We start from the raw sequence: 24,132 nt of genomic DNA, 5'->3' as shown, positions 1-24,132 counted from the left end.
GCCGGGGGACGGCGCGCCGTCCCCCGGCGGCCTCGGTGAGGAGACCGCATGACCCCGACCCTCGGCGTCGGCCTGATCGGCTACGCCTTCATGGGCGCCGCGCACTCCCAGGCCTGGCGCACCGCCCCCCACTTCTTCGACCTGCCGCTGCGGCCGGAGCTCACGGTCCTCGCCGGCCGCGACGCCGTCCGCGTCGCTGACGCGGCGCAGCGCCTGGGCTGGTCGAGCACCGAGACCGACTGGCGCCGCGTGCTCGAGCGCGACGACGTCGACCTCGTCGACGTCTGCACGCCCGGCGACACCCACGCCGAGATCGCGATCGCCGCGCTCGAGGCGGGCAAGCACGTCCTCTGCGAGAAGCCGCTGGCCAACTCGGTGGCCGAGGCCGAGACGATGGCCGAGGCTGCCGCCCGCGCCGCCGAGCGCGGCGTCCGGTCGATGGTCGGCTTCACCTACCGCCGCGTCCCGGCCATCGGCCTGGCCCGGCAGCTGGTCGCCGAGGGCCGGCTGGGCGAGATCCGGCACGTCCGCGCCCAGTACCTGCAGGACTGGATCGCCGACCCCGCCGCACCCATGTCGTGGCGGCTGGAGCGGGACAAGGCCGGCTCGGGCGCGCTCGGCGACATCGGCGCGCACATCGTCGACCTGACCCAGCACATCACCGGCCAGAGGCTCACCGGCGTCAGCGCGCTGCTGGAGACCTTCGTCAAGGAGCGCCCGCTGCCGGCGTCGGCCGGGTCGCTGTCCGGTGTCGCCGGCGAGGGCATGGGCACGGTCACCGTGGACGACGCCGCGGTGTTCCTCGGCCGGTTCGACGGCGGGGCGCTGGCCAGCTTCGAGGCCACGCGGTTCGCCCTCGGCCGGAAGAACGCCATCCGGATCGAGGTCAACGGCTCCCGCGGCAGCCTGGCCTTCGACTTCGAGGACATGAACGTCCTGCACTTCTTCGACGGCGACGAGCCGGCGACGACCGCAGGTTTCCGTCGCATCATCGTGACCGAGCCCGACCACCCCTACGTCGGCGCCTGGTGGCCGGCCGGCCACGGGCTGGGCTACGAGCACGGCTTCACCCACCAGGTCGTCGACCTGGTCACCGCCATCGCCAAGGGCGAGGACCCGACGCCGTCCTTCGCCGACGGGCTGCAGGTGCAGCGGGTGCTCGACGCCGTCGAGCGCAGCGCCGCCGCCCGCTCCGTCTGGACCGAGATCTGAGCCAGGAGGAACCCGACATGCCCCGTCCCGTCACCCTGTTCACCGGCCAGTGGGCCGACCTGCCGTTCGAGGAGGTGGCCCGGCTCGCCTCCGAGTGGGGCTACGACGGCCTGGAGATCGCCTGCTGGGGCGACCACCTCGACGTCGAGCGCGCGGCCAACGACGACGCGTACGTGCAGGAGCGCCTGGCCCTGCTCGACAAGTACGGCCTGAGGGTCTGGGCCATCTCCAACCACCTCAACGGCCAGGCCGTCTGTGACGACCCCATCGACGAACGGCACCGCGGCATGGTGCACCCGCGCGTCTGGGGGGACGGAGACCCCGAGGGCGTCCGGCAGCGGGCCGCGGAGGAGATGAAGCTGACCGCGCGCGCCGCGGCGAAGCTGGGCGTGAAGACCGTCGTCGGGTTCACCGGGTCGAAGATCTGGAAGACCGTGGCGATGTTCCCGCCGGTGCCCGAGTCGATGATCGAGGACGGCTACCGCGACTTCGCCGACCGCTGGAACCCGATCCTCGACGTGTTCGACGAGGTCGGGGTCCGGTTCGCGCACGAGGTGCACCCGTCGGAGATCGCCTACGACTACTGGACGACGGTCCGCACCATGGAGGCCATCGGCCACCGCGAGGCGTTCGGGCTGAACTGGGACCCGAGCCACTTCGTCTGGCAGGACCTCGACCCGGTCTCGTTCATCTGGGACTTCAAGGACCGGATCTACCACGTCGACTGCAAGGACGCGAAGAAGCAGGTGGACAACGGTCGCAACGGCCGGATGGGCTCGCACCTGCCGTGGGCCGACCCGCGCCGCGGCTGGGACTTCGTGTCGACCGGCCACGGCGACGTCCCGTGGGAGGCCTGCTTCCGGATGCTCAACACCATCGGCTACGACGGGCCGATCTCGGTCGAGTGGGAGGACGCCGGCATGGACCGCCTCGTGGGTGCCCCCGAGGCGCTGGCGTTCGTGCGCCGGTTGGCCTTCGACCCGCCCGCGGCCGCCTTCGACGCGGCGTTCGCCAGCGGCAGCTGAGAGAGAGGGCCACCCTCCCCACGCCCAGTCGGGGGGACCCCGTCCCCCACCCCCGCGAGTTCGGGGCGGGACCCGGGACGGGGCCGGCGGGGCCATGAAGGGTGGTCGCCGTCCGCCCGGGAGCTCGGGGGCGGGCCGAGGACGGACCGGGAGGTGGGCGGCGGTCGGGGGGAGGCCGCCGCCCACCTCCCGGGGCTCGCGGGCCCGTCCCAGGTGGACGGACCCTGGCCCCCCGCAGGGTCCCTGCCGGCCCCGTCCGGAGGCTCGCCGCGGCCCCGTCCAGGGCACCGGCGGTGCCCTGCAGGGTCCCGCCGCGGGCCCGTCCCGGTCCCACCCCGAGCTCTGACGGCCCCCTTGCAGGGTCCCGCCGCGAGCCTGCAAGGGGCGGGGGCAAGGGGGTCCTTCGAGGGAGGGACGGGGTCCTTCCACGGTGGGGGGAGGGGGTCCTCCTTCGAGCAGCGGTGGCGGGGGCCCTGCGTCAGGCTCCGACGGTGACCGGGACCTCCATGCCGGCGGCCCGGTGGGCGCCGACGGAGCAGTAGAAGACGTAGTCGCCCGGGGCGAGCTCGACCTCGAGGGTGGTCGACTCGCCGGGCTGGAGCACCTCGGTGCCGGCCACGTCCTCGCCGGCCTGCTCGACGACGAAGTCGTGCGGCATGTCGCCGGCGTTGGTCACCTCGAAGGTGTACGTGCCCGCGGAGTAGGAGTCCTCCGAGAGATCGATGAACATCTCACCCTCGGTGACCGAGACCGTCTCGCTCTCGCTCTCCGCCGCCGCGTCCGACGCAGGCGCGGACGACGCGGGGGTGCTCGTCTCCGCGCTGCTCGTGGGCGCGCTGCTCGTCGGCGCGCTGCTCGACGGTGCGGCCTCCGCGGACCCCTCGTCCCCGGAGCAGCCACTGAGCAGGGCGATGCCGAGGGCCAGGACCAGTGGCGCGGCGCGGCGGGCGGAGTGGGTGGGACCGGTCGCGTAGGACACGCGGGACCTCCTGGAAGCCGACGGGATCCCGCCCCGGCGGCGGCTCCCCGTGGTCCGCGATGCTGCAGGGGTCAAGCACCCCGGGGAACCCCTCGACCCCGGGGTCACGACGACGCGGGCACTCCTGTGACGCTCCGGCACCAGGCGACTACGGTATCGAGCAGTTCCGGGTCGACCAGACGGCGCAGCTCCTCCCGGTAGTGCCGCATCGACGGGGCGCGCTCCTGCCGGCGCAGCGTGTGCGTCAGGTCGGGGACGCGCCGGGTCTCGACCGGTCCGGGCACGGTGGCGGCGAGGACGGCGAGGTCGTCGGCCGGCACCTGGAGGTCCTTGTCCCCGGTGAGGGCCAGGACCGGGACGGTCAGCCGGGCGAGGTCGGTCCGGGGGTCGTGGGCCAGGAACTCGCGGTGCCAGCGGGCGTTGAGCCGCGCCCCGCCGATCCGCGCGACATCGGTCGTCGTCGCCTTGATCCGCTCGTGGTTGGCCGCCACCCTCGCCTCCAGGTCGGTGCGCAACAGGCGCAGCAGGCCGCGCACCGGCGCGGGGAGCGTGGGCGCGATCCGGCGCGCCTGCCAGCGCAGCAGCTCCTCGCCCGGGGTGGCGCTCATCGCCAGCAGGACGACGCCGGCGACAGGTGCGCCCCGCCGACCGCCCGCCTGCCCGGCCACCGCGGCGGCCAGGAGGGCGCCCTCGCTGTGCCCGGCCAGCAGGACGCGGTCGGCGTCCACCTCCGGGCGGGCGGCCAGCGCGTCGAGCGCCCGGCCGAGGTCCTCGACGTTGTCGGTGAAGCCCGCCGCGCGCCAGTCACCGGGGGTCTCGCCCACGCCGCGCTTGTCGTAGCGGAGACTGGCCAGCCCCGCGGCGGCGAGGGCGTGCGCCAGCTGCCGGGAGACGTCGAAGCGGGCCCGCCGGTGGTTGGAGTCGCGGTCGATCGGGCCCGAGCCGCTGGCCAGCAGCACCGCGGGCACCGGCGCCGAGGAGTCCGGGAGGGTCAGCGTGCCGGCGAGTGGCGGCTCGCCGGGCACCTGCAGGGGGAGCTCGCGCACCTCAGCGGCCCGTGGAGAGGGTGGCGGCCACCGCGGCGGCGTCGTCGACCCCGAGGAGCAGGGTGTCGAAGCGCTGCCCGGTCAGGCGCACGCGCACGGCCGGCTGACCGCGCCGCACCGACACCAGTGTCTTCTCCCCGCGCCGGCGCCAGGTGCCGACCTTGCGGACGCCGGGCAGTGCCAGCCCCGGCGCACGCAGACCCCGGGTGGCGGCCAGCCCGTCGGGGACGACGTCGACCCCCTGCACGGCGGACAGGGGGACCTCGAGGTCGCGGAGCAGGCCGAGGAGACGCTCGGTGCGGGAGAGGGAGACGCAGACGGTCTGGGGTGTCGTGGTCACGGTCGCCATGGCATGATCGTTACCGAAGTTGAGAACAATGTCAACTATGAGAACGGTGGCGTCATGGCGACAGCGGACCTGCTGCTCCACCCGGTGCGGCTGCGGATCGTGCAGGCCTTCCTGGGGGATCGCACGCTCACCACGGCCGACCTGCGCACCGAGCTGCCCGACGTCCCCGCGGCGACGCTGTACCGGCACGTCGGGGTGCTGGCCGAGGCCGGCGTGCTGACCGTGGTGGGGGAGCGCAAGGTGCGCGGCGCGGCCGAGCGCAGCTATCGGCTGGTGACCACGGCGGCGTCGGTCGGCGCTGCGGACGCCGCGACGATGTCGGTCGACCAGCACCGGCAGGCCTTCGCCACCTTCGTCGCCGCGCTGCTCGCGGACTTCGACCGGTACGCCGACGCTGCGGCCGGCCGGGATCTGGACCTGGCGGCCGACGGCGTCGGCTACCGCCAGGTGGCGCTGTGGCTCGATGACGAGGAGTTCACCGATCTGGTGACGGAGCTGCGCGCGGTCCTGACCGCGCGACTCCCGCTCGGGCCCGACGGCGTCCGCCGGCGCCGGATCGTCAGCCAGGTGTTCCTGCCGGGGTGACGCACGGGGCCGGGGAGTCCCCCGGCCCCGTGTCCGTCAGGCGGCGCGATCGGCGGCCCGCGCGACCTTCCTGTTCGCCTTGGCCAGGGTCCTCGCCGCCTTGCGCACCCGGCGCGGCTCCCGGTCGATCGTCCCGCGGGTGAGCAGGCCGACGCCGATGCCGAGCAGCCACACGTCCTTGGCCACGGTCAGCCCCTCTGGGGTCGGCGCCAGGCTGCCCGGCTTCCGCATCCCGGGGGTGTTCAGGTAGAGCCCGAGGAGTCCGCCGGAGAAGCCCGTGAGCAGGGCGCCGGCCACGGCGGTCGGCACGAACGGCGTCAGCAGTGCCGCCCCGACGGCGATCTCGCTGTAGGCCAGCGCCTTGACGAACGTCGCCGGCGGGACGTTCTTCAGGAACGGGTAGGTGCCGGAGGCGAAGCCGTGCAGCCCGGCCGCGGTGCCCTCGTCGGCGCCGCGCTTGCCCAGGCCGCTGTTGAGGATGAACGCACCGGCCGAGATGCGGGGCGCGATCTCGGACAGGGTGATGGGCAGTGCCATGGTGCTCCTCGCTCGTCGCAGGCGGTCAGGGCCCGGCCTGGCCCTGGTCGAGGGGTCCAGTGCCCACCAGCCCGGGCGTCAACCGTCGTCGCCGCCCGTCCCGGTCAGCGGCCGCCGCGGCGGGAGCGGCCGCTGAACGACGCCGCCGAGTGCATCCCGGCGCGCGCGGCCAGCTCGGCCCGGGTGCGGGCCGGACCCGAGGGCCGGCCCTGGCCGCGGGCGGACGTCGTCCCGCCGCCGGAGGCGGTGCCGGCCTGGCCGGTGGACCGTCCGGAGCCACCTCCGGACCGGCGGCGTCGGCCGCCGCCCTGGCCCTGCGGCTGCGGCTGGGGCTCGGGTGCGGGCGCCGGCTCGACGTACGGGGCGGCCGGCCCGGTCAGCGCGCTGATCTCCGCCGCACCGGGGCGGACGGCGCTCACCGTGGGCGTGATGCCGGCCTGCCGGGCGAGGGTGCGCACCTCGCCGGCCTGGTCGGGGGTGGAGACGGTGACCACGGTGCCGCCGGCACCGGCCCGGGCGGTGCGGCCCGAACGGTGCAGGTAGGCCTTGTGCTCGGCCGGCGGGTCGACGTGGACGACGAGTGCGACGTCGTCGACGTGGATGCCACGCGCGGCGATGTCCGTGGCGACCAGCACCCGGGTGCTGCCGTTGCTGAACGCCTCGAGGTTGCGCTCGCGGGCGTTCTGGCTGAGGTTGCCGTGCAGGTCGACGGCCGGGACGCCGGCCGCGGTCAGCTGCTTGGCGAGCTTCTTGGCCTGGTGCTTGGTACGGGTGAACAGCACGCTGCGGCCCAGCCCCGAGGCCAGCTCGCGGACGACGGCCGGCTTGTCGGCGGCCTCCACCCGGAGCACGTGGTGGGTCATCGTGGCCACCGGTGCGACCGCGGGGTCGACCGAGTGCGTCGTGGGGGCGGACAGGTATCGCTTCACCAGGACGTCGACGCCGTTGTCCAGCGTCGCGGAGAACAGCAGCCGCTGGCCGGTGGCCGGGGTGCGGTCCATGAGGCGCTTGACGCCGGGGAGGAACCCGAGGTCGGCCATGTGGTCGGCCTCGTCCAGGACGGTGATCTCGACGGCGGAGAGGTCGCAGTGGCCCTGGCCGATGAGGTCCTCGAGCCGGCCGGGGCAGGCGATGAGGACGTCGATGCCCCCGGCCAGCGCCTGCACCTGCGGGTTCTGGCCGACGCCGCCGAAGACGGTGGTCGCCTTCATGCCCAGCGCGCGGGCCAGCGGGTCGACGACGGCGAGCACCTGGTTGGCCAGCTCACGGGTCGGCACCAGCACCAGCGCCCGCGGCCGCTTCGGCTGCCGGCGGCTGTCGGAGGCGGCCAGCCGGGCGACCAGCGGGAGGCTGAAGGCCAGCGTCTTGCCCGAGCCGGTGCGCCCGCGGCCGAGCACGTCACGCCCGGCGAGGGTGTCGGGCAGCGTGGCCACCTGGATCGGGAACGGTGCGGTGATGCCGCTGGCGGCGAGCACCTCGACCAGCGGGGCTGGGACGCCGAGGTCGGCGAAGGTGGCGTCGGTGGGGAGCGCGCTCGCCGGGGCGCCGGCCGGGACGACGGGCGCCTCCGCCGTGGGCTGCGGGGCCTGCGGGGTGACGGCGGGCCGGGTGCCCCGGCCGCGGCCGCCGCGGCGGCGCCGGTGGGCGGGAGCGCCCTCGCGAGCAGGGGTGTTCGGGTCGTGCGGGGTCATCGAGTTCTTCCTGACGATCGGTGTGGCCACCGTCGATCCCGGCGACCGGGAGCGCGGCGCTCCTGCCGGGCAGGGCGGGCTCACGTCGTCAGCGGGACGTCGGACAGCCGGGCGCGCCTCGGTGGCGCAGCCTCAGCCCGACGTCGATTCCAGCCGCTCCGGATGAGCGAGGGCGGCGCCGGTACTGCTACTCAACCAGACGCGGCGCGCAGCTGTGCCGTCAGACGGGGGAGGGCCCGGTCACACCGCCGCCGCGGTAGCTGCGCCGGTACGTGCCCGGCGCGACCCCGATGCTGGCCCGCAGGTGCTGGCGCAAGGACGCCGGGGTGCCGAACCCGGCGTCGGCGGCGACCCGGTCGATCGGCGCGTCGGTGGACTCGAGCAGCTGCCGGGCGAGGGCCAGGCGCTGCCCCGCCAGCCAGCGCAGCGGCGACAGGCCGGTCTCGTCGCGGAACCGGCGGGTGAAGGTGCGCACGCTCATCCGCGCGTGTGCGGCGAGGTCGGCCAGCGTCAGGGGCTCGCCGAGCCGCTCCACGGCCCAGGCGCGGGTGGCCGCGGTCCCGAGGTCGCCCACCTCGGGCAGCGGCCGCTCGACGAACTGCGCCTGCCCGCCCTCCCGCCACGGGGCGACGACGTTGCGCCGGGCCACCCGGTTGGCCACCTCGTGGCCGTGGTCGCACCGGACCAGGTGCAGCAGCAGGTCGATGCCCGCGGCGTTGCCGGCGGAGGTCAGCACGTCGCCGTCGTCGACGAACAGCACGCCCGGGTCGAGCCGGACGGCGGGGAACAGGCGGCCGAAGGCCTCGGCGTGCATCCAGTGGGTGGTGGCCGGGCGGCCGTCGAGCAGGCCGGCGGCGGCGAGCACGAAAGCCCCGGTGCAGATCGACACCAGCCGCGCGTGCCCGGCGGCGGCCCGCAGCGTCTCGCCGAGGCCGTCGGGGAGCGCGCCGTCGGTCATCGCCGGCCCGCCGTACACACCGGGGACGACGACAGTCCCGGCGGAGGCCAGCAGCGAGGCGTCGTGCTCGGGGGTGATCGAGTAGCCGGCCGAGGTGCGCACCGGGCCGCCGTCGAGCGTCGCGACCCGCACGCGGTAGAGCCGGCGCCCGTCGGCGCCGACGGCGGACTCCAGCAGCCGGTGCGGCAGGCCGAGCTCGAAGGCGATCGTGTTCGGCAGCGCGAGGACGGCGACGTCGTGGACCGCTCCTGCTGTCACCGCCGGACTCGGGCCTGGGGTCATGGCCGGACTCGGGCCTGGGGTCATGGCCGGATCCTTCCACGTGTTGGCCTCCGGGCCACTGTCGGTCCGCCGCGGCGGTCGGTCATGCTCGTCGCCGTGACGACGACCGACCACCCCCGCACGGCCGCCGCCCCCCGCATCCACCCGGCGTGGTGGGTCGCGGCGGTCACCTTCCTGGCGCTGGTCGGCGCCGCGGCGTTCCGGGCGGTGCCCGGCGTGCTGATCGAGCCGCTGCGCGCGGAGTTCAGCTGGTCGGTCACGACGATCTCGGCCGCCGTCGCGGTCAACATGGCGCTCTACGGGCTGACCGCGCCGTTCGCCGCCGCCCTGATGGAGCGCTTCGGCATCAGGCGGGTCGTCGTCTCGGCGCTGCTGCTGACCGCCACCGGCAGCGGGCTGACCGTCTTCATGACCGCCAGCTGGCAGCTGGTGCTGCTGTGGGGCTTCCTCGTGGGCCTGGGCACCGGGTCGATGGCGCTGTCGCTGGTGGCGACGGTGACCGGCCGCTGGTTCGTGGCCCGCCGCGGCCTGGTGTCGGGGATCCTCACCGCCGGCGGGGCGACCGGGCAGCTGGTGTTCCTCCCGGTCGTCGCGGCGGCCGACGCGGCCTGGGGCTGGCGCTCGGCGTCACTGGGCACGACCGCGGCCGCCCTGGCCGTCGTCCCCCTGGTGCTGTGGCTGCTGCGGGACCGGCCGCGTGACGTCGGCGTCGTCCCCTACGGCGGGACGGCGGCCGACGACCTCGACCCGGTGCGCACCGGAGCCGCGCGGACCGCGCTGCGCGGGCTCGTCTCCGCCGCGCGGACGGTCCCGTTCTGGCTGCTGGCCGGCGGCTTCTTCATCTGCGGCCTGTCGACCAACGGGCTGGTGCAGCCGCACTTCATCCCGGCCGCGCACGACCACGGCATGCCGATCACCACGGCCGCCGGGCTGCTCGCCGTCGTCGGGGTCTTCGACATCGCCGGCACGGTGCTGTCGGGCTGGCTGACCGACCGCACCGCCCCCCGTGTGCTGCTGCTGGCCTACTACGGGCTGCGCGGGCTGTCGCTGTTCCTGCTGCCGGCCCTCTTCGGGCCCGAGCTGCACGTCAGCATGGTCGCCTTCATCGTCTTCTACGGCCTGGACTGGGTGGCCACCGTGCCGCCGACCCTGGCGCTGTGCCGCGAGTTCTTCGGCCCCCGGGCGCCGGTGGTGTTCGGCTGGGTGTTCGCCTCGCACCAGGTCGGGTCGGCGTTCGCGGCCTTCGGCGGCGGTGTGATCCGCGACGTGACCGGCGCCTACGACCTGGCCTGGTTCCTCGCCGGCGCGTTCTGCATCGCCGCGGCCGCCATGTCGTTCCTCATCCCGCGCACCGCGCAGCCCGTCGTCAGCACGGCGCTGCCGACCGACCCCGACGAGGCCGCTGCCGCCCAGGCGCACGGCTGAGTCGGGGCCGGCACCTCAGCCGCCGCGCTGCGGCGTGCCCACGGCCCAGGTGGCGGCCGCCTCCCGGCACCGGTCCTGCTGTCGCTCGGCGACGAGCCCCTCGGCGAAGCCGTGCGCGTACCAGAGAGGCGCGTTCAGCTGGAGCCCGCTCGGGGGAGCGCCGGCCCGGTCGGCCCACAGGAGACGGGCGAACTCCTCGGGCTCGCGGCCCTGGCAGCGCGTCGACTGCGGGGCGGCCGAGCCCTCCGGTTCGATCTGCGCGGCGAGAGCGCCGTCCGCGCGGCCGAGCGAGTAGGCCACCTCCAGCAGCTGGAGGTAGGGCTGGGGCGGTTGTCCGGTCGTCACGACTGTCGGAGCGAGAACCGGCCTCCGTGGATACACCGACCGCCGAACGACTCGTCCCGCCGGGACGGCTGCCCACGCAGTGCGCTCCAGCGAGAGCCGCACCGTCTGCACCTGGATCGCGTCGTCGCCGAACACGGAGGTGTCGACGCCCTCGGCGCGGGCCTCCTCGGCGACCGCCGTCCACTCGGTGAAGAGGACCTCGCCCTCGAAGACCTGGGTGGGGATCTCCCAGGCGGCGTTCGGGACGTCGCCGAGCAGGGACGTGAGCACCTCCCGGATCTGGTCCCCGCCCCGGTCGACACCCTCGGGGGTGATGAGGACGGCGTCCTCGGCGTAGTCGGCGACGATGGCGTCGACGTCGCCGGCACCGATCGCGGCCACGTGGTTCCGGGAGGTCTCCTGCGGTGCGGGCCATGTGTCCCTCCCGAGGTGAGTCCCTCCCGAGGTCCTCGCCGGCCCGGGGTGAGCACGCCCCACGGGGGCGGGCCGTGGCCCCCTGCAGGACCCCGTCCCGGGTCCGCCGGTCCCCTGCAGGTCCCCGTCGGCCCCGTCCAGCCCCGTCCAGAGGAAGGGTGGGAGGACAGGGGCCTTCCCCGGGGAGGACGGGGTCCTCTCGCGAGCGGTGGGGCAGGAGGGTCCTCGTTCAGGCGGTGCCGGTGAGGGTCGGGTCGACGGTGCGGCCGGTGATCAGGTCGGCCGCCCGCTCCGCGATCATCATCGTCGGGGCGTTGGTGTTGCCCCGCACCAGCGTCGGCATCACCGAGGCGTCGACCACCCGCAGCCCGTCGACTCCGTGGACCCGCAGCTGCGGGTCGACCACCGCGTCGTCGTCGGTGCCCATCCGGCACGAGGACACCGGGTGGTACAGCGACTCGAGGGTGCCGCGCACCGCCTGCCGCAGCCCCTCCCGGGAGTGCACGGTCCCGCCGGGGGACCACTCCTCGGCCAGGACGGCGGCCAGCGGGCCGGTCGACGCGATCTCGCGGGCCTTCTCGACACCGCACACGAGTGCGTCGAGGTCGCGCTCGTCGGTGAGGTAGCCGGCGTCGATGGCCGGCGCCCAGGTCGGGTCCGCCGAGCGGAGCCGCACCGAGCCACGGGAGTGCACCCGCACCAGGACGGCGGCGGCGGTGAACGCGTCGACGTCGGGGTCGACCTCCGCCTGCCGCCAGAACTTGACCGGCAGGAAGTGGTACTGGAGGTCGGGTCCGGGCAGGTCCGGCCGGGAGCTGGTGAACAGCCCCGCCTCGGCGAGGTTCGAGGTCAGCGGGCCGCGGCGGGCGCCGAACCAGCGCGCGTAGCCCGACGGTGACTCCGCCCGGAACAGCGACCTCCCCGACCGGGTGTGCCAGATGACCGGCACCAGGGGGTGGTCCTGCAGGCCGGCGCCGACCCCGGGCAGGTCGTGCACGACGTCGACGCCGACCTCGCGCAGGTGCGCTCCCGGCCCGATGCCGGACAGCATCAGCAGCTGCGGTGAGTTGACGGCCCCGCCGGCCAGCACCACCTCGCCCGCCGCGTGCGCGGTGCGGGTCTGCCCGCCGGACCGGTACTCCACGCCGGTGGCGCGCCCGCCCGAGACGCGCACCCGGGTGGTCAGCGCGCCGGTCCGCACGGTCAGGTTGGGGCGGCCGGCGGCCGGGTGCAGGTAGGCGTCGGCGGCCGACCAGCGGCGGCCGCGGCGCTGGGTGAGCTGGTAGAGCCCGACGCCCTCCTGGGTGGCGCCGTTGAAGTCGTCGTTGTGCGGGTACCCGGCGGCGACCGCGGAGGCCACGGCCGCCCGCGACCAGGCGTGCGGCGAGCGCGGGTCCTCCACGCGCAGCGGCCCGCCGACGCCGTGGAAGCGGTCGGCGCCGCGGGCGTTGTCCTCCATCCGGCGGAACAGCGGCAGGACGTGCTCGTAGGACCACGACTCGTCGCCGGTGAGCTCCGCCCACTCCTCGTAGTCGGCCGCCGCGCCGCGGACGTAGATCATCGCGTTGATCGACGACGATCCGCCCAGCAGCTTGCCCCGCGGCCAGAACAGCCGCCGCCCGCCGAGACCCGGCTGCGGCTCGGTCGTGTAGTTCCAATCCCGCCGGGTGCGCCAGACCTTGTACAGCGCCGCCGGGATCTGCACCTCCAGGACGTCGTCCGAGCCGCCGGCCTCCAGCAGCAGCACCCGCAGCGAGGGGTCCTCGCTCAGCCGGGCGGCCAGCGCGCAGCCGGCCGAGCCGGCACCGACGACGACGACGTCGAACTCCTCTCCGTCCACCGAGGTGGTCACCGGTGCCGCCCGTGCACGAGGCCCATCACGCGGGCGAGCGCATCGGCGGCCGCGGCCGGCCGGGTGAAGCTCATCAGGTCCACCGGCAGCGGGAAGCGCCGGCGGGTGATCGCCTTGGCCCGGGTGAACTCCCGCAGCCCGTCCGCACCGTGGATCCGGCCGAAGCCGCTCTCGCCCACGCCGCCGAAGGGCAGCGCCGGCACCGAGGCGAAGGTGAGCACCGAGTTCACCGAGGTCATGCCGCTCCTCATCCGGCGGGCCAGGTCCATCGCGCGGGCCTTGGAGCGGGAGAAGACCGCGCCGGCCAGGCCGTGGGCGTTGGCGTTGGCGCGCTCCAGCGCCTCCTCGGCGTCCCGCACCCGGGAGATGGTCAGCGTCGGGCCGAAGGTCTCCTCGCGCACGGCGGCGGAGGTCTCGGGGACGTCGAGCAGCACCGTGGGTGCGACGAAGCGGCCCTCGACGGTGCCCCCGGCCGCGACCCGGCCACCGGCGGCGACCGCGTCGTCCACGTGCCGGCGGACGACGTCGGTCTGGGCGGCCATCGTCATCGGGCCGTAGGCGGCCGCCTCGTCGGTGCCCGGGCGCAGCCCGCGCACCCGCTCGGTCACCTCGGCGACGAAGGCGTCGTACACCCGCTCGGTGGCGTAGACCCGCTCGATGCCGATGCAGGTCTGACCGGCGTTGCTCATCGCGCCCCACACGGCGGCGTCGGCCGCGGCGGCCACGTCGGCGTCGTCGTCGACGATCATCGCGTCCTTGCCGCCGAGCTCCATGAGGACCGGCGTGAGGGTCTCGGCACACGCGGCCATGACCTTCCGTCCGGTGGGCGCCGAGCCGGTGAAGGCCAGCTTGCCCACGCCCGCGCGGCACAGCGCCGCGCCGGTCTCCCCGAGGCCGGTGACGACCTGCACGGCGTCCGGGACCTCGGGGACGGCGGCCCGCCAGGCGTCGGCCAGCCACGTGCCCACGGCCGGCGTGTGCTCGGAGGGCTTGAAGACGACGGCGTTGCCGGCGGCCAGCGCGTACGTGATCGAGCCCATCGGCGTGAACACCGGGTAGTTCCACGGGCCGATCACGCCGACGACGCCGAGGGGCTGGTACTCCAGCCACGCCGCGTGGTTGGCCGCCAGCAGGCCCGGGCTGACCCGGCGCGGGCCGAGCACCGTGCGGGCGTGGGTGGCGGCCCAGGCGAGGTGGTCGACGGCCAGGGTGATCTCGAGGATCGCGTCGGCGTGCGGCTTGCCGTTCTCCCGGTGCACCAGGTCGGCCAGCTCGTGCACCCGGCGGGCGAGGTAACCGCGGTAGGCCGCCAGCCGCGTCCGGCGGCCGTCGAAGCCGAGGTCGGCCCACGACGCGGCGGCGACGCGGGCGCGGTCCACGGCCGCGCGGACCTCGTCGGGCCCGTGCACCTGGAACACCGCGACGACCGCCCCGGTGGCGGGGGCCGTGGACTCGAAGGTCTCGGGGACACGGCGCTGGTCCGGGCCGGCGTCCCGGTGTTCGGCGAGCGACATGGCCGCACGTTACCCGTCGGTAGGAACCGTCGGCGGCGAGCCGGGTCAGCGGGCCGCCGCCAGCTCCTCCCGCTCGAGCGCCTCGCGGTCGGACTCCAGCACGTCGGCCGCGGCCACGACGATGATCGGGTCCGGCCGCCCGACGACCGCCTCGTCCTTGCCCTCGTAGGGCAGCGAGTGCAGCACGAACCGCAGGGCCTCCAGGCGGGCCCGCTTCTTGTCGTTGCTCCTGATCACCGTCCACGGCGCGTAGTCGGTGTCGGTGACGGCGAACACCGCCTCCTTGGCCGCGGTGTAGTCGTCCCACTTGTCCAGGGAGGCCAGGTCGGTGGGGGAGAGCTTCCACTGCCGCACCGGGTCGATCCGCCGCACGATGAACCGGGTGCGCTGCTCGCGGCGGGACACGGAGAACCAGAACTTCACCAGCCGGATCCCGCTGTCGACCAGCATCCGCTCGAACTCCGGCGCCTGGCGCATGAACCGCTGGTACTGCTCGTCGGTGCAGTAGCCCATGACCCGCTCGACGCCGGCGCGGTTGTACCAGGAGCGGTCGAACAGCACGATCTCGCCGGCAGCCGGCAGGTGCTGCACGTAGCGCTGGAAGTACCACTGCGTCTGCTCGCGCTCCGAGGGCTTGTCCAGCGCCACGACCCGGGTGCCCCGCGGGTTGAGGTGCTCGGTGAAGCGCTTGATCGTGCCGCCCTTGCCCGCCGCGTCGCGGCCCTCGAACACGATCACGACCTGCTGGCCGGTCTCCTTGACCCAGCTCTGCAGCCGCAGGAGCTGGATCTGCAGCCGGCGCTTCTCCCGCTCGTAGTCCCTGCGCGGCAGCCGCTCGCTGTACGGATAGCCCTCCCGCCAGGTCTCGACCCGCTTGCCGTCGGGGCCGAACAGCTCACCGTCGTCGTCCCAGTCCTCGTCGGAGTCGTCCTCGGGGAGGGCCTGCAACCGGTACCGGGAGACGTCGATCTCGCTCACGCACCGGGGAGTACCCCGAGCGCGGCCCGGTCCACGCGCGCCCGTGCGCATCTCCGGCGAGCCGTGCACCGCGGGCGGCGGCCGATCCGCCGCTGCGACGATGACCCCGTGACGGCCGACCCCTTCGACACCGCCGGGCTGCGGGGACGGGTGCTCACCGCCTGGGCCGACTCCCCGGCCCGCTTCCGCGAGGACGCCAACGCCGAGGAGGACCTCGTCCGCGGCGGGTACCGCGACCGGCTGCTGGTCGAGCTGGCGCAGAACGCCGCCGACGCCGCCGCCCGGACGGGCGTGCCCGGACGACTGCGACTCGAGCTGGCCGACGACGGCGCCGGGGGGGAGGTGCTGCGTGCGGCCAACACCGGCGCACCGCTCGACGTCGGCGGGGTGCAGGGCCTGGCCACGCTGCGTGCGTCGGCCAAGCGCGACGAGCCCGGCTCGGTGGGCCGGTCCGTGGTCGCGGGCGGACCGAGGGTCGACACCGTGGGCAGGTTCGGGGTCGGGTTCGCCGCGGTGCTCGCGGTGACCGACGAGCCGGCGGTGCACTCCACCACCGGCGGGGTCGCGTTCAGCGCCGACCGCACCCGCGCCGAGGTCGCCGGCATCGGCGCGCTGACCGACGAGGTGGCCCGCCGGGACGGCGCGGTCCCGGTGCTGCGGCTGCCCTGGCCGGCCGAGGGGACCCCGCCCGAGGGCTTCGCCACCGAGGTGGTGCTGCCGCTGCGCGCCGGGTCGCGGGCCGCCGTCCGGTCCGCGCTGGAGGAGCTCGAGCCCGAGTTGCTGCTCGCGCTGCCCGGCCTGGCCGCGGTCGACGTCGTCCTCGACGGCACGGTGCGGTCGTTGGCGGTGCGGTACGCGGGCACGCAGGCACAGCTGACCGACGGCGACCGCACGACGACCTGGCGGATCCAGCGGCGGGACGGCGTGCTGCCCGAGGAGCTGCTCGCGGGGCGACCGGTCGAGGAGCGGGAGCGCCGCGCCTGGTGGCTCACCTGGGCGGTGCCGCTGGACGACGACGGCCGCCCGGCGCCCCTGCCGCTGCCGCAGCGGGTGCACGCACCGACGCCCAGCGACGAGCCGCTGACCCTGCCCGCCCGGCTCATCGCCCCCTTCCCGCTGGGGCCCGACCGGCGGCACGTGCTGCCCGGGCCGGTCACCGACGCGCTGGTGGCCGAGGCGGCCGGCGCCTACGCCGACCTGCTCGCGGGGCTGGCCCACGATGCCGCCGTGCTCGCGCTGGTGCCGCGCGTCGGGCTGGCCGGCGCCGAGCTGGACGCCGCCCTGTGCACCGCAGCGCTGGAACGGCTGCGGAACGTCGCGTGGCTGCCGGTCGCCGGCGCGGACGGTGACCGGCAGGCGCCCGGGCGGGCCGCGGTGCTCGCCGAGCCGACCGGGGAACGAGTGGCCGCGCTGACCGGCGTCGTGCCCGGGCTGCTGCCGGCGGCCTGGTCCGGCCGCGGTGACCTGCCCGCGCTCGCCGCTCTCGGGGTGCGCCGGGTGGGCACCGCCGAGGCCGTGGAGGCGGTGCGCGGCGTCGCCCGGCCGCCGGCGTGGTGGGCGCGGCTGTACGCCGCCCTGGACGGCGTCGAGCGCGAGGAGCTGGCCGCGCTCCCGGTGCCGCTCGCCGACGGTCGCACCGCGCACGGGCCGTCCGGGGTGCTGCTGCCCGACGAGGGGCTGCCGGTGGCGCGCCTGGGTCCGCTGGGCCTGCGGGTGGCCGACCCGGACGCCGTCGCCCCGCGCGCCGCCCGCCGGCTGCTGGAGCGGCTCGGCGCCCGCCCCGCGACCGCAGCCGCGGTGCTCGCCGACCCGGAGGTGCGGACGGCGGTCGAGGCCTCCGTCGACGCGGCCGACGGCGGCTGGGATCCCGACCGCGACCCGGCCGCGTTCGCCGACGCGGTCCTGGCGCTGGTCGCCGCGGCCGGTCCCGCGCCGGGCGAGCTGCCGTGGCTGGCCGAGCTCGCGCTGCCCGACGCCGACGGCGGATGGGCGCCGGCGGGGGAGCTGGTGCTGCCCGGGTCGCGGTTCGCCGCCGTGCTGGCCGACGGGGCCCTGGGCGCGCTGGACCCCGCAGTGGACGCCGATCCCGACGTGCTGCGCGCGGTGGGTGTGCTCGACGGCTTCGCCCTCGTGAGCACAGAGGACCCCGACGACCTCGACGTCGACGGCGTGCAGGACTGGGCCGACGCCGTCCTCGACCGACTGCCCGCCGACGCGCCCGCGCCGTCCTGGCCGCCGCTGACCGCCGTCCGGGACCTCGAGCTGGTCGCCGACTGGGCCGGGGCGCTGCCGCTGCTGGCCGAGCTGCCCGCGCAGGCGTGGGCCGACGTCGTCCTCGACGGCGTGCCGGTGCCCGGCTACCTGCGCTGGTGGCTGGGCACCCACCCGGTGCTCGCCGGGCGGCGCCCGGACCGGCTGCGGCACCCGGACGCAGCGGAGCTGCGGGGACTGTACGAACCCGCCGACGCCGCCCCGGCCCTGCTCGACCTGCTGCGGCCGCCGGCCTCGGTGGACGACGTCCTCGCCGACGTCGACGCCGCGCTCGACCTGCTGGACCGGCTCGGCGACCCACGCCGGACGGTGGTCCCGGCGGTGCTGCGCACCGTGCACGCCCGGCTCGCCGCGGCGCTGGACGGCGTCGACGTGGATCCGCCGGACCGGGTGCGCGTGGCCCCGGACCGCGTGGTGCCCGCCGCGGAGGCCGTCGTCCTCGACGCGCCGTGGTTACAGCCACTGGTCGACTCCCCCCTCGTGCCCGCGGGTGGCGCGCCGGGACCGGTCGCGGACCTGCTGGACCTGCCGCTGGCCGGCGAGGTGGTGCGGGCACGGGTGGACAGCCGTTCGGCGCGCACCGTGCGGTGGGCCGACGTCCCGGGCGCGGGGCTGGCCGCCGCCCGGCTGGGTGTGACGGAGCTGTCCGGCGAGGTCGCCGTCCACGAGCCGCTGCGGGCCGGTGGCCGTCCGGTGCCGTGGTGGCCGGGGGACGGAGTCGACCAGGTCGACGGCACGCCCGCCGCGCTCGGGCGGGCGCTGGCCTGGCGGGCCGGCGCGTGGCCGCTGCGCCAGGCGCTGGCCGAGGCGTTCGCGCACCCCGACCGCGCCACCGCGCTCGCCGCCGAGGACGCCGTCGGCCCGTAACGCCTGCCCCCGCCTGCCCCCGCCGGCCCCCTTGCAGGGGCTCGCCGCGAGCTCGCGAGTGGCGGGGGCAAGGGGGTCCTCGTTCAGTACCAGCGGGGTGCGGCCATCGCGCCGGGGGCGTGCCCGTGCGCCGACGGCCGGCCGCTGCGCCCGCCGGCCGTGGCGGGCCCCGGGGCGTGCCCGGCTGCGGCGCAGCAGCGGTGCAGCGACAGCCACTGCTCGGCGGTCAGGTCGGCGGCGCGGGTGGTGGGCGGCAGGCCCTCCGACCGCAGCCACCGGGCGCCGGTCGTGCCGGGCAGGACGGCGCGCAGCGCGGCGCCGAGGGCGGCGCCGGGGCGCGCGAGGACGGCGTGCGCGAGGCGGTCGAGCTCGGCCGCCTCCGGCTCGGGGAGGGCGGCGCGGGCGGTGGCGGGTGCGCCGTCGAGGGTGCGGTGCGGGCGTGACAAGGCAGACCTCCGGGGAGGGCAGGGCTGCGGAACCGGCAGCCGGGCAACAGCAGGCGGGAGGCGCGGCGCAGGAGCGCGGCGCGGACGGCGGGGAGCACGTGCTCGACCCGCGGGGCGTCACGGGGGACGGGTCAGGACCGCATGGGGAGGACGCTACGGACCCGCCGTGGCGCCGTCGACCGGATTACCGGAGCCGGCTGTCCGCCCAGGTCAACGACCCCCTCCGCGCTCTGCCTTGCGTCGCTGGTGGGCCTCCCAGCGGGCGCGGTCGCGGGCCCGGGCGTCCTTGGTCTTCTCGCGGCGCTCGGCGCGCCGGCGGGCCCGGGCGAGTTCGCGCTGCTCGAAGGTGGGGTGCTGCTCCCAACCGCTGGCCAGCACCGCGACGACCCAAAGACAGAGGCCGAAGATGGCGAGGAAGGAGGCGAGGATCGGGTCGAGCAGCAGGAAGGCGGCGACCGAGCCGACCAGCCAGACCCCGCCCCACACGATCAGTCGCCGCGACACACCGCCCAGTATCCCCGTCCGCGGGGCGGGCCCGGTCGCCGCACCAGGGCGGGGTCCGGTGCCGCCGGACCGGCGGGGCTCCGACGACTCCCCGGCGGGCCTTGATATCGGTGTCGGAGCTCCCTACGGTCGTGGGCAGCGGTTCAACAGTCAGCCGCGGCACCAGATGCCGGACTCCGCGTCGTGCCACGGCTGCCGTCGTGGCCCTCCGCACGGGTTCGCCTACCTCAGAGAGGCGCACCGTGACTGCTGCCCCCGTCCCCGACCTGGTCTCCATCGACGTGACCGGGTCCGCCGCCACCGGCGTCCTGCTCACCGTCACCGGTGAGGTCGACTCCTCCACCGCTCCGTCGCTGCGCGAGGTGCTCGACACGCTCTTCACCGACGGCGTCCCGATGCTCACCGTGGACCTCGACGGCGTGACCTTCCTCGACTCCGCCGGCCTCTGCGTGCTCGCCGGCGCGCACCGCCGCGCGACCGAGGACGGCGTCGTCCTCCGGGTCATCGCCACCAGCCGGGCGGTCGTCCGGCCGCTGCAGATCACCGGCCTCTACGGCCTGCTCGCCGTCGAGCAGGCCGAGCCCCGCGCCGGAGCCGGCGCGGCCTGAGAGACGACCCCACTCTCCTCCCGCCTCGACAAGGGGTCCCTGCCCCAGCCACTCGTGGCAGGACCCCGTCCGCCTCACGCCTCGCAGGCTCGGCGCGAGCCTCGGGACGGGCCGGCGCGCCCCTGGTCGGGGCCGCCGGCCTCCCGCCCGGTCACGACCCGACCCGCCCGAGAGCGCCCCCTCCTCCGGGAGGGGGCGCCGCCGCGCTGCGGCCCCCTGCGGTGCCACCCACCGTCGACGAGGGTCGAGCAGTGCGACGACCACCCGGCCCGATGAGGCCGTTGACGCCACGGTGACGATCCCCGGGTAGGTGTTGCCCGGTGAGCACCGGCGACGTCCTGCAGGTGCCCGGGTTGACGGCGGCCGACGTGGCGGCCTCGCTGGCCGAGCTGGCCGAAGCCCGGGAGCGGGTCTACTACGACGCCGAGGCCGATTCCGCCGCGGCTGACGGCTACTACGGCGAGGTCGCGCCCGAGCAGTTCGGAGACCTCGTGACGCGCACCCACGTGCGCAAGCCGGCCTACAAGCCGGCCAAGGAGCTGTACCCCTGGGTCGACCTGCAGCCCACCGGGAAGCTCCGGAGCCTGTACACCAGCCACGAGTGGGACCCGGAGGAGCTGATCCGCGCCGACCTCGCCATCGCGGAGGCCCGCGTCCGGGAGCTGACCTCCCGACTCGGTGTCCCGGAGGCACGGGACCCCCTCGAGGTGCTGGCCGAGGTGGAGGACGCGTTGCCGTTCAACTGCGAGCACGTGGTCCCGCAGAGCTGGTTCACCAAGAAGGAGCCGATGCGCGGAGACCTGCACCACCTGTTCGCGTGCGAGACCCGCTGCAACAGCTTCCGCAGCAACACCCCCTACGACGAGTTCGCGGACTTCCCCGAGGCGACGGCGGCGGACCCGGCGCTCGACGTGGTGCGGGACGACTGCGGCAAGAGCGCGGCGAACCGGTTCGAGCCGGCGCACCGCAAGGGGGCCGCCGCCCGGGCCGTCCTCTACTTCCTCCTGCGCTACCCGGGGGTGGTGGAGGCCGACGAGATGCCGCCGGTGCGACAGCAGGTGCTGGTGGCCTGGCACGAGGAGGAGCCGGTCACCGAGTGGGAGCGCCACCGCAACGCCGCCATCGTCGAGCGGCAGGGGAACCGCAACCCCTTCATCGACCGTCCCGAGCTGGCCCGCCGCCTGGTGCCGCTCCTGGCGCCGCGGGGAGGTCGTTGAGCCGTGCGCGACGACGGCCGGCACGGGGATCTCGTCGGGACCGCCCGGCCCCGGCCTGGTGTCTGCCGGCCATCGGCACCCACCGCCACCTCTGGCCGCACAGGAGAACGGAGTCCGTCATGACCCACGGGATCGCCGTGGACTTCCCGGCACCGATCGAGTTCTACGACGCGCTGCACGCCGAGGTGGCGCGGCGCAGCACCGGCGGGGTCGACGGCCTGCTGCTGCACGTCGGCCGGCCCACGACCGGTGGCTTCGAGCTGCTGGAGGTCTGGGAGTCCAAGGAGAAGTGCGACCGCTTCTTCGCCGAGGTCGTCTGGCCCGCGAGCGCCTCCGTGTCGGCCGGCCGGCCGCCGGCGGGCCAGCCGGTGACGGAGGAGTTCGAGCCGCGCGGCCTGGTCATCCCGAGCGCGGCCATCGCCGTCTGACCGTCCCGGCGTACGGCGACGGCTCCCTGCGGGATCCCGGCGAGGAGTCCCTGCGAGCCCGATGGCCGCGACGTCGGACGAACGAGTGCCTCACAGCCGGCCGCGGTACGCGACCGGCAGGAGCCGGAGAGCGAGCAGCCCGGTGAGTGCCGCGGCGACGCCCAGCGGTACCCAGGCCGGCGCCGAGCGGGCCGCGGTGGCCATGAGGAACGGGACGGCGAACCCGAGGTAGGCGCAGGCGAGGAAGACCGACGTCAGCTCGCCCCGCCGGGTGGGCGCGGCCAGCCGGCCGGTGACCGTGAGCCCGGCCGCCAGGCACAGCCACCGCCGGACCCGAGCAGGGGTGCCGCGGCCAGCAGCCACGGCCAGGCACCGGTGGCCACGAACAGCGCGGCGGCGGCGTACCCGACCGCCCCGAGAGCAGCGCCGGTCACGGCGGTCCACGACCCCAGCCGGCGCTGCAGCCCCGCGACGAGCGTCCCCGCGCCGAGGGTGACGCCGGCGAGGACGCCCGTGACGGCGACCCCGCCCGCCGGCAGCTCGCCGAACAGCGGGACGGCGGAGACGACCGACGACGGGAAGGCGTAGACGCAGACCGCCACCGGGGCCAGCACGGTCGCCGCGAGGCCCAGGCTGCCCGGCGGCAGCAGCGGGACGGCGGGGCCGCCGTCGTCCCGCCGTCGGCCGGGCCGCAGGACGACGGTCTCCGGCAGCCGCACCGCCAGCGCCAGCCCCACGCCCACCAGCACGGTGTGCAGCAGGTAGGGCAGCGCCGTGGGCGCCGGCGCGAACTGGCCCAGCAGTCCGCTGGTGAGCGGCCCGAGCGAGAAGCCCGCGGTCATCGCGACCGCGGCCCGCCGCCCTCCGGCTCCTCCCCCGGAGGCGGCCGAGAGCTCGGCGACCCAGGCGCTCGCGACGCTGAACACCACGCCGCTGACCACGCCCTGCAGGAACCGGGCGGTGAACAGCAGCACCAGCGACCCGCCGGCCGCGGCGAAGGCCAGCGACGCCAGCCCGGCGAGGACGACGCCGGGGAGGGCGACGCGACGGCGCCCCAGCCGGTCCGACAGCGGGCCGGCCAGGAACAGCGCCGGGACCAGACCCGCGGCGTAGCAGCCGAACAGTGCGGTCAGCACCTCGGCGGAGAGGCCGAGCCGCTCCTGGTAGACCAGCAGCAGGGGTGTCGGGACGTTGGTGCCGGCCGCGACGGCGAACAACGTGAACACCGCTCGCCTCCAGGCCACCGCGGCAGGCTACGGAGACCGCGTCGACTCCGTGCGCGACGTGCGCAGCGCCCGCTGCGACGCCGCGCTACGCCCGGGGGCAGACTCACCTGTGCCGACGGCGACGAACGAGGAGGACCCCGTGCGCGATGCGGTCATCTGCGAGCCCCTGCGGACCCCGGTGGGCGGCTTCGGCGGCTCCCTGCGCGACGTGCCGGTGCAGGAGCTGGCCTCGACGGTGATCCGGGCGGTGATGGAGCGCACCGGGCTGGCCCCGGAGTCGGTGGACGACGTCCTGCTCGGGCACTGCTACCCGACCATGGACGCCCCGGCGCTGGGTCGGGTGGCGGCGCTGGACGCCGGGCTGCCGGTGACCGCCTCGGGCATCCAGCTCGACCGGCGCTGCGGCTCGGGCCTGCAGGCGGTGCTGTACGCGGCGATGCAGGTGCAGACCGGCGCCGCCGAGGTCGTGCTGGCCGGGGGTGCGGAGTCGATGAGCAACGCGCCCTTCTACTCCACGGCCATGCGCTGGGGCGTCAAGGCCGGCCCCGGGGTGCTGCTGACCGACGGCCTGGCCCGCGGCCGGGTGACCGCCGGTGGCCGGCACCACCCGGTGCCCGGCGGGATGCTGGAGACCGCGGAGAACCTGCGCCGCGAGTACGGCATCAGCCGCGCCGAGCAGGACGAGTACGCGGTGCGCAGCCACCAGCGCGCCGCGGCCGCCGCGGCGGAGGGCCGGTTCGCCGACGAGATGGTGCCGGTGACGGTCAGGCAGCGGAAGGGCGAGACCGTCGTCGACCGCGACGAGCACATCCGCCCCGACTCCACCGTCGAGACGCTGGCGAAGCTGCGCCCGATCATGGGCAAGGAGGACCCGGAGGCCACCGTCACCGCCGGCAACGCCAGCGGCCAGAACGACGGCGCCGCGGTCTGCGTTGTGACTTCCCCGGAGAAGGCCGCCGAGGTGGGCCTGACCCCGCTGGCGCGGCTGGTGTCCTGGGCGGTGGCCGGCGTCCCGCCCAAGACGATGGGCATCGGGCCGGTGCCGGCGACGGCCAAGGCGCTGGCGCTGGCGGATGTGAAGCTGGCTGAGGTGGACCTGATCGAGCTCAACGAGGCCTTCGCCAGCCAGGTGCTGGCGGTGACCCGCGAGTGGGGCTTCACCGAAGCGGACTTCGAGCGCACCAACGTCAACGGCTCGGGCATCTCCCTGGGGCACCCGGTCGGCGCCACCGGCGGCCGCATCCTGGCCACCCTCACCCGGGAGATGGCCCGCCGCGACGCCCGCTACGGGCTGGAGACGATGTGCATCGGCGGCGGCCAGGGCCTCGCCGCCCTCTTCGAGCGCGTCTGAGAGGACCACCCTCCCCCCACGC

General features: G+C 75.9%; 22 protein-coding genes. 9 read left to right on the top strand and 13 right to left on the bottom strand.

Features of this window, described 5'->3' with window-relative positions; genetic code table 11:
- The first annotated feature begins 48 nt into the window (after positions 1 to 48).
- Entirely contained in the window at positions 49 to 1,212 is a 1,164-nt protein-coding gene (locus ACU610_RS13285) for a Gfo/Idh/MocA family protein (protein ID WP_446768184.1), read from the top strand.
- A 17-nt stretch (positions 1,213 to 1,229) separates the two neighbouring features.
- On the top strand, positions 1,230 to 2,237 hold the full coding sequence (locus ACU610_RS13280; RefSeq protein WP_446768183.1) for a sugar phosphate isomerase/epimerase family protein: 1,008 nt from the start codon (positions 1,230 to 1,232) through the stop codon (positions 2,235 to 2,237).
- Positions 2,238 to 2,715: 478 nt separating this feature from the next.
- On the opposite strand, the gene ACU610_RS13275 is transcribed toward ACU610_RS13280, so the two are convergent.
- The 3 genes from ACU610_RS13275 to ACU610_RS13265 all read right to left on the bottom strand — a co-directional run bounded on the left by ACU610_RS13275 (position 2,716) and on the right by ACU610_RS13265 (position 4,602).
- A complete protein-coding gene (locus tag ACU610_RS13275; RefSeq protein ID WP_446768182.1) occupies positions 2,716 to 3,216 on the bottom strand; it encodes a cupredoxin domain-containing protein in 501 nt (166 codons plus the stop codon).
- 104 nt (positions 3,217 to 3,320) lie between these two features.
- Positions 3,321 to 4,262 carry an alpha/beta hydrolase family protein gene (locus ACU610_RS13270; RefSeq protein ID WP_446768181.1) on the bottom strand — a complete coding sequence of 314 codons (942 nt, stop codon included), beginning with the start codon at positions 4,260 to 4,262 and terminating at the stop codon, positions 3,321 to 3,323.
- Between the two features lies 1 nt (position 4,263).
- Entirely contained in the window at positions 4,264 to 4,602 is a 339-nt protein-coding gene (locus ACU610_RS13265) for a hypothetical protein (RefSeq protein ID WP_446768180.1), read from the bottom strand.
- 63 nt (positions 4,603 to 4,665) lie between these two features.
- Here ACU610_RS13265 and ACU610_RS13260 point away from each other — a divergent pair, with 63 nt between their 5' ends.
- Complete coding sequence (locus tag ACU610_RS13260; protein WP_446768179.1) at positions 4,666 to 5,196, top strand: helix-turn-helix domain-containing protein; 531 nt, start codon at positions 4,666 to 4,668, stop codon at positions 5,194 to 5,196.
- Between the two features lie 36 nt (positions 5,197 to 5,232).
- Here the strand turns inward: ACU610_RS13260 and ACU610_RS13255 are convergent, their stop codons facing one another.
- The 3 genes from ACU610_RS13255 to ACU610_RS13245 all read right to left on the bottom strand — a co-directional run bounded on the left by ACU610_RS13255 (position 5,233) and on the right by ACU610_RS13245 (position 8,640).
- Positions 5,233 to 5,733 carry a hypothetical protein gene (locus ACU610_RS13255; protein WP_446768178.1) on the bottom strand — a complete coding sequence of 167 codons (501 nt, stop codon included), beginning with the start codon at positions 5,731 to 5,733 and terminating at the stop codon, positions 5,233 to 5,235.
- Between the two features lie 104 nt (positions 5,734 to 5,837).
- Positions 5,838 to 7,454, bottom strand: coding sequence for a DEAD/DEAH box helicase (locus tag ACU610_RS13250; protein ID WP_446768177.1), 1,617 nt, complete (start codon positions 7,452 to 7,454; stop codon positions 5,838 to 5,840).
- Between the two features lie 190 nt (positions 7,455 to 7,644).
- Positions 7,645 to 8,640 (bottom strand): GlxA family transcriptional regulator, encoded by a 996-nt coding sequence (locus ACU610_RS13245; RefSeq protein ID WP_446768176.1) that lies wholly within the window; start codon positions 8,638 to 8,640, stop codon positions 7,645 to 7,647.
- 120 nt (positions 8,641 to 8,760) lie between these two features.
- Between ACU610_RS13245 and ACU610_RS13240 the strand changes: the two genes are divergently transcribed.
- Positions 8,761 to 10,089: an MFS transporter gene (locus ACU610_RS13240; RefSeq protein WP_446768175.1), complete on the top strand. Its 1,329-nt coding sequence runs from the start codon at positions 8,761 to 8,763 to the stop codon at positions 10,087 to 10,089.
- Positions 10,090 to 10,104: 15 nt separating this feature from the next.
- Here the strand turns inward: ACU610_RS13240 and ACU610_RS13235 are convergent, their stop codons facing one another.
- The 4 genes from ACU610_RS13235 to ppk2 all read right to left on the bottom strand — a co-directional run bounded on the left by ACU610_RS13235 (position 10,105) and on the right by ppk2 (position 15,192).
- Positions 10,105 to 10,815: a nuclear transport factor 2 family protein gene (locus tag ACU610_RS13235; RefSeq protein WP_446768174.1), complete on the bottom strand. Its 711-nt coding sequence runs from the start codon at positions 10,813 to 10,815 to the stop codon at positions 10,105 to 10,107.
- A gap of 262 nt (positions 10,816 to 11,077) precedes the next feature.
- Entirely contained in the window at positions 11,078 to 12,700 is a 1,623-nt protein-coding gene (locus ACU610_RS13230) for a GMC family oxidoreductase (protein WP_446768173.1), read from the bottom strand.
- Positions 12,697 to 14,214 carry an aldehyde dehydrogenase family protein gene (locus tag ACU610_RS13225; protein WP_446768172.1) on the bottom strand — a complete coding sequence of 506 codons (1,518 nt, stop codon included), beginning with the start codon at positions 14,212 to 14,214 and terminating at the stop codon, positions 12,697 to 12,699. Before ACU610_RS13225 ends, ACU610_RS13230 begins: the two co-directional genes overlap by 4 nt.
- A gap of 45 nt (positions 14,215 to 14,259) precedes the next feature.
- Positions 14,260 to 15,192, bottom strand: a complete 933-nt coding sequence (ppk2, locus tag ACU610_RS13220) for a polyphosphate kinase 2 (RefSeq protein ID WP_446768171.1) — start codon at positions 15,190 to 15,192, stop codon at positions 14,260 to 14,262.
- 108 nt (positions 15,193 to 15,300) lie between these two features.
- Between ppk2 and ACU610_RS13215 the strand changes: the two genes are divergently transcribed.
- Complete coding sequence (locus ACU610_RS13215) at positions 15,301 to 18,330, top strand: sacsin N-terminal ATP-binding-like domain-containing protein (protein ID WP_446768170.1); 3,030 nt, start codon at positions 15,301 to 15,303, stop codon at positions 18,328 to 18,330.
- An 83-nt stretch (positions 18,331 to 18,413) separates the two neighbouring features.
- On the opposite strand, the gene ACU610_RS13210 is transcribed toward ACU610_RS13215, so the two are convergent.
- The gene (locus ACU610_RS13210; protein ID WP_446768169.1) at positions 18,414 to 18,776 is read right to left on the bottom strand and encodes a hypothetical protein; all 363 of its coding nucleotides are present in this window, start codon (positions 18,774 to 18,776) and stop codon (positions 18,414 to 18,416) included.
- A gap of 210 nt (positions 18,777 to 18,986) precedes the next feature.
- On the bottom strand, positions 18,987 to 19,280 hold the full coding sequence (locus ACU610_RS13205; protein WP_446768168.1) for a hypothetical protein: 294 nt from the start codon (positions 19,278 to 19,280) through the stop codon (positions 18,987 to 18,989).
- A gap of 242 nt (positions 19,281 to 19,522) precedes the next feature.
- Between ACU610_RS13205 and ACU610_RS13200 the strand changes: the two genes are divergently transcribed.
- From ACU610_RS13200 to ACU610_RS13190, 3 genes are all read left to right on the top strand, one after another.
- Positions 19,523 to 19,888: an STAS domain-containing protein gene (locus ACU610_RS13200; protein WP_446768167.1), complete on the top strand. Its 366-nt coding sequence runs from the start codon at positions 19,523 to 19,525 to the stop codon at positions 19,886 to 19,888.
- Between the two features lie 320 nt (positions 19,889 to 20,208).
- Entirely contained in the window at positions 20,209 to 21,105 is an 897-nt protein-coding gene (locus ACU610_RS13195) for an endonuclease I family protein (protein ID WP_446768166.1), read from the top strand.
- 119 nt (positions 21,106 to 21,224) lie between these two features.
- A complete protein-coding gene (locus tag ACU610_RS13190) occupies positions 21,225 to 21,533 on the top strand; it encodes a hypothetical protein (protein WP_446768165.1) in 309 nt (102 codons plus the stop codon).
- A 254-nt stretch (positions 21,534 to 21,787) separates the two neighbouring features.
- Here ACU610_RS13190 and ACU610_RS13185 read toward each other — a convergent pair whose 3' ends face one another.
- A complete protein-coding gene (locus ACU610_RS13185; protein WP_446768164.1) occupies positions 21,788 to 22,777 on the bottom strand; it encodes an MFS transporter in 990 nt (329 codons plus the stop codon).
- Positions 22,778 to 22,898: 121 nt separating this feature from the next.
- Here ACU610_RS13185 and ACU610_RS13180 point away from each other — a divergent pair, with 121 nt between their 5' ends.
- Positions 22,899 to 24,110 carry an acetyl-CoA C-acetyltransferase gene (locus ACU610_RS13180; RefSeq protein ID WP_446768163.1) on the top strand — a complete coding sequence of 404 codons (1,212 nt, stop codon included), beginning with the start codon at positions 22,899 to 22,901 and terminating at the stop codon, positions 24,108 to 24,110.
- Positions 24,111 to 24,132 lie beyond the last annotated feature (22 nt).

Source organism: Geodermatophilus sp. URMC 61 (assembly GCF_052931555.1).
This window is presented reverse-complemented; position numbering and strand designations above follow the sequence as displayed.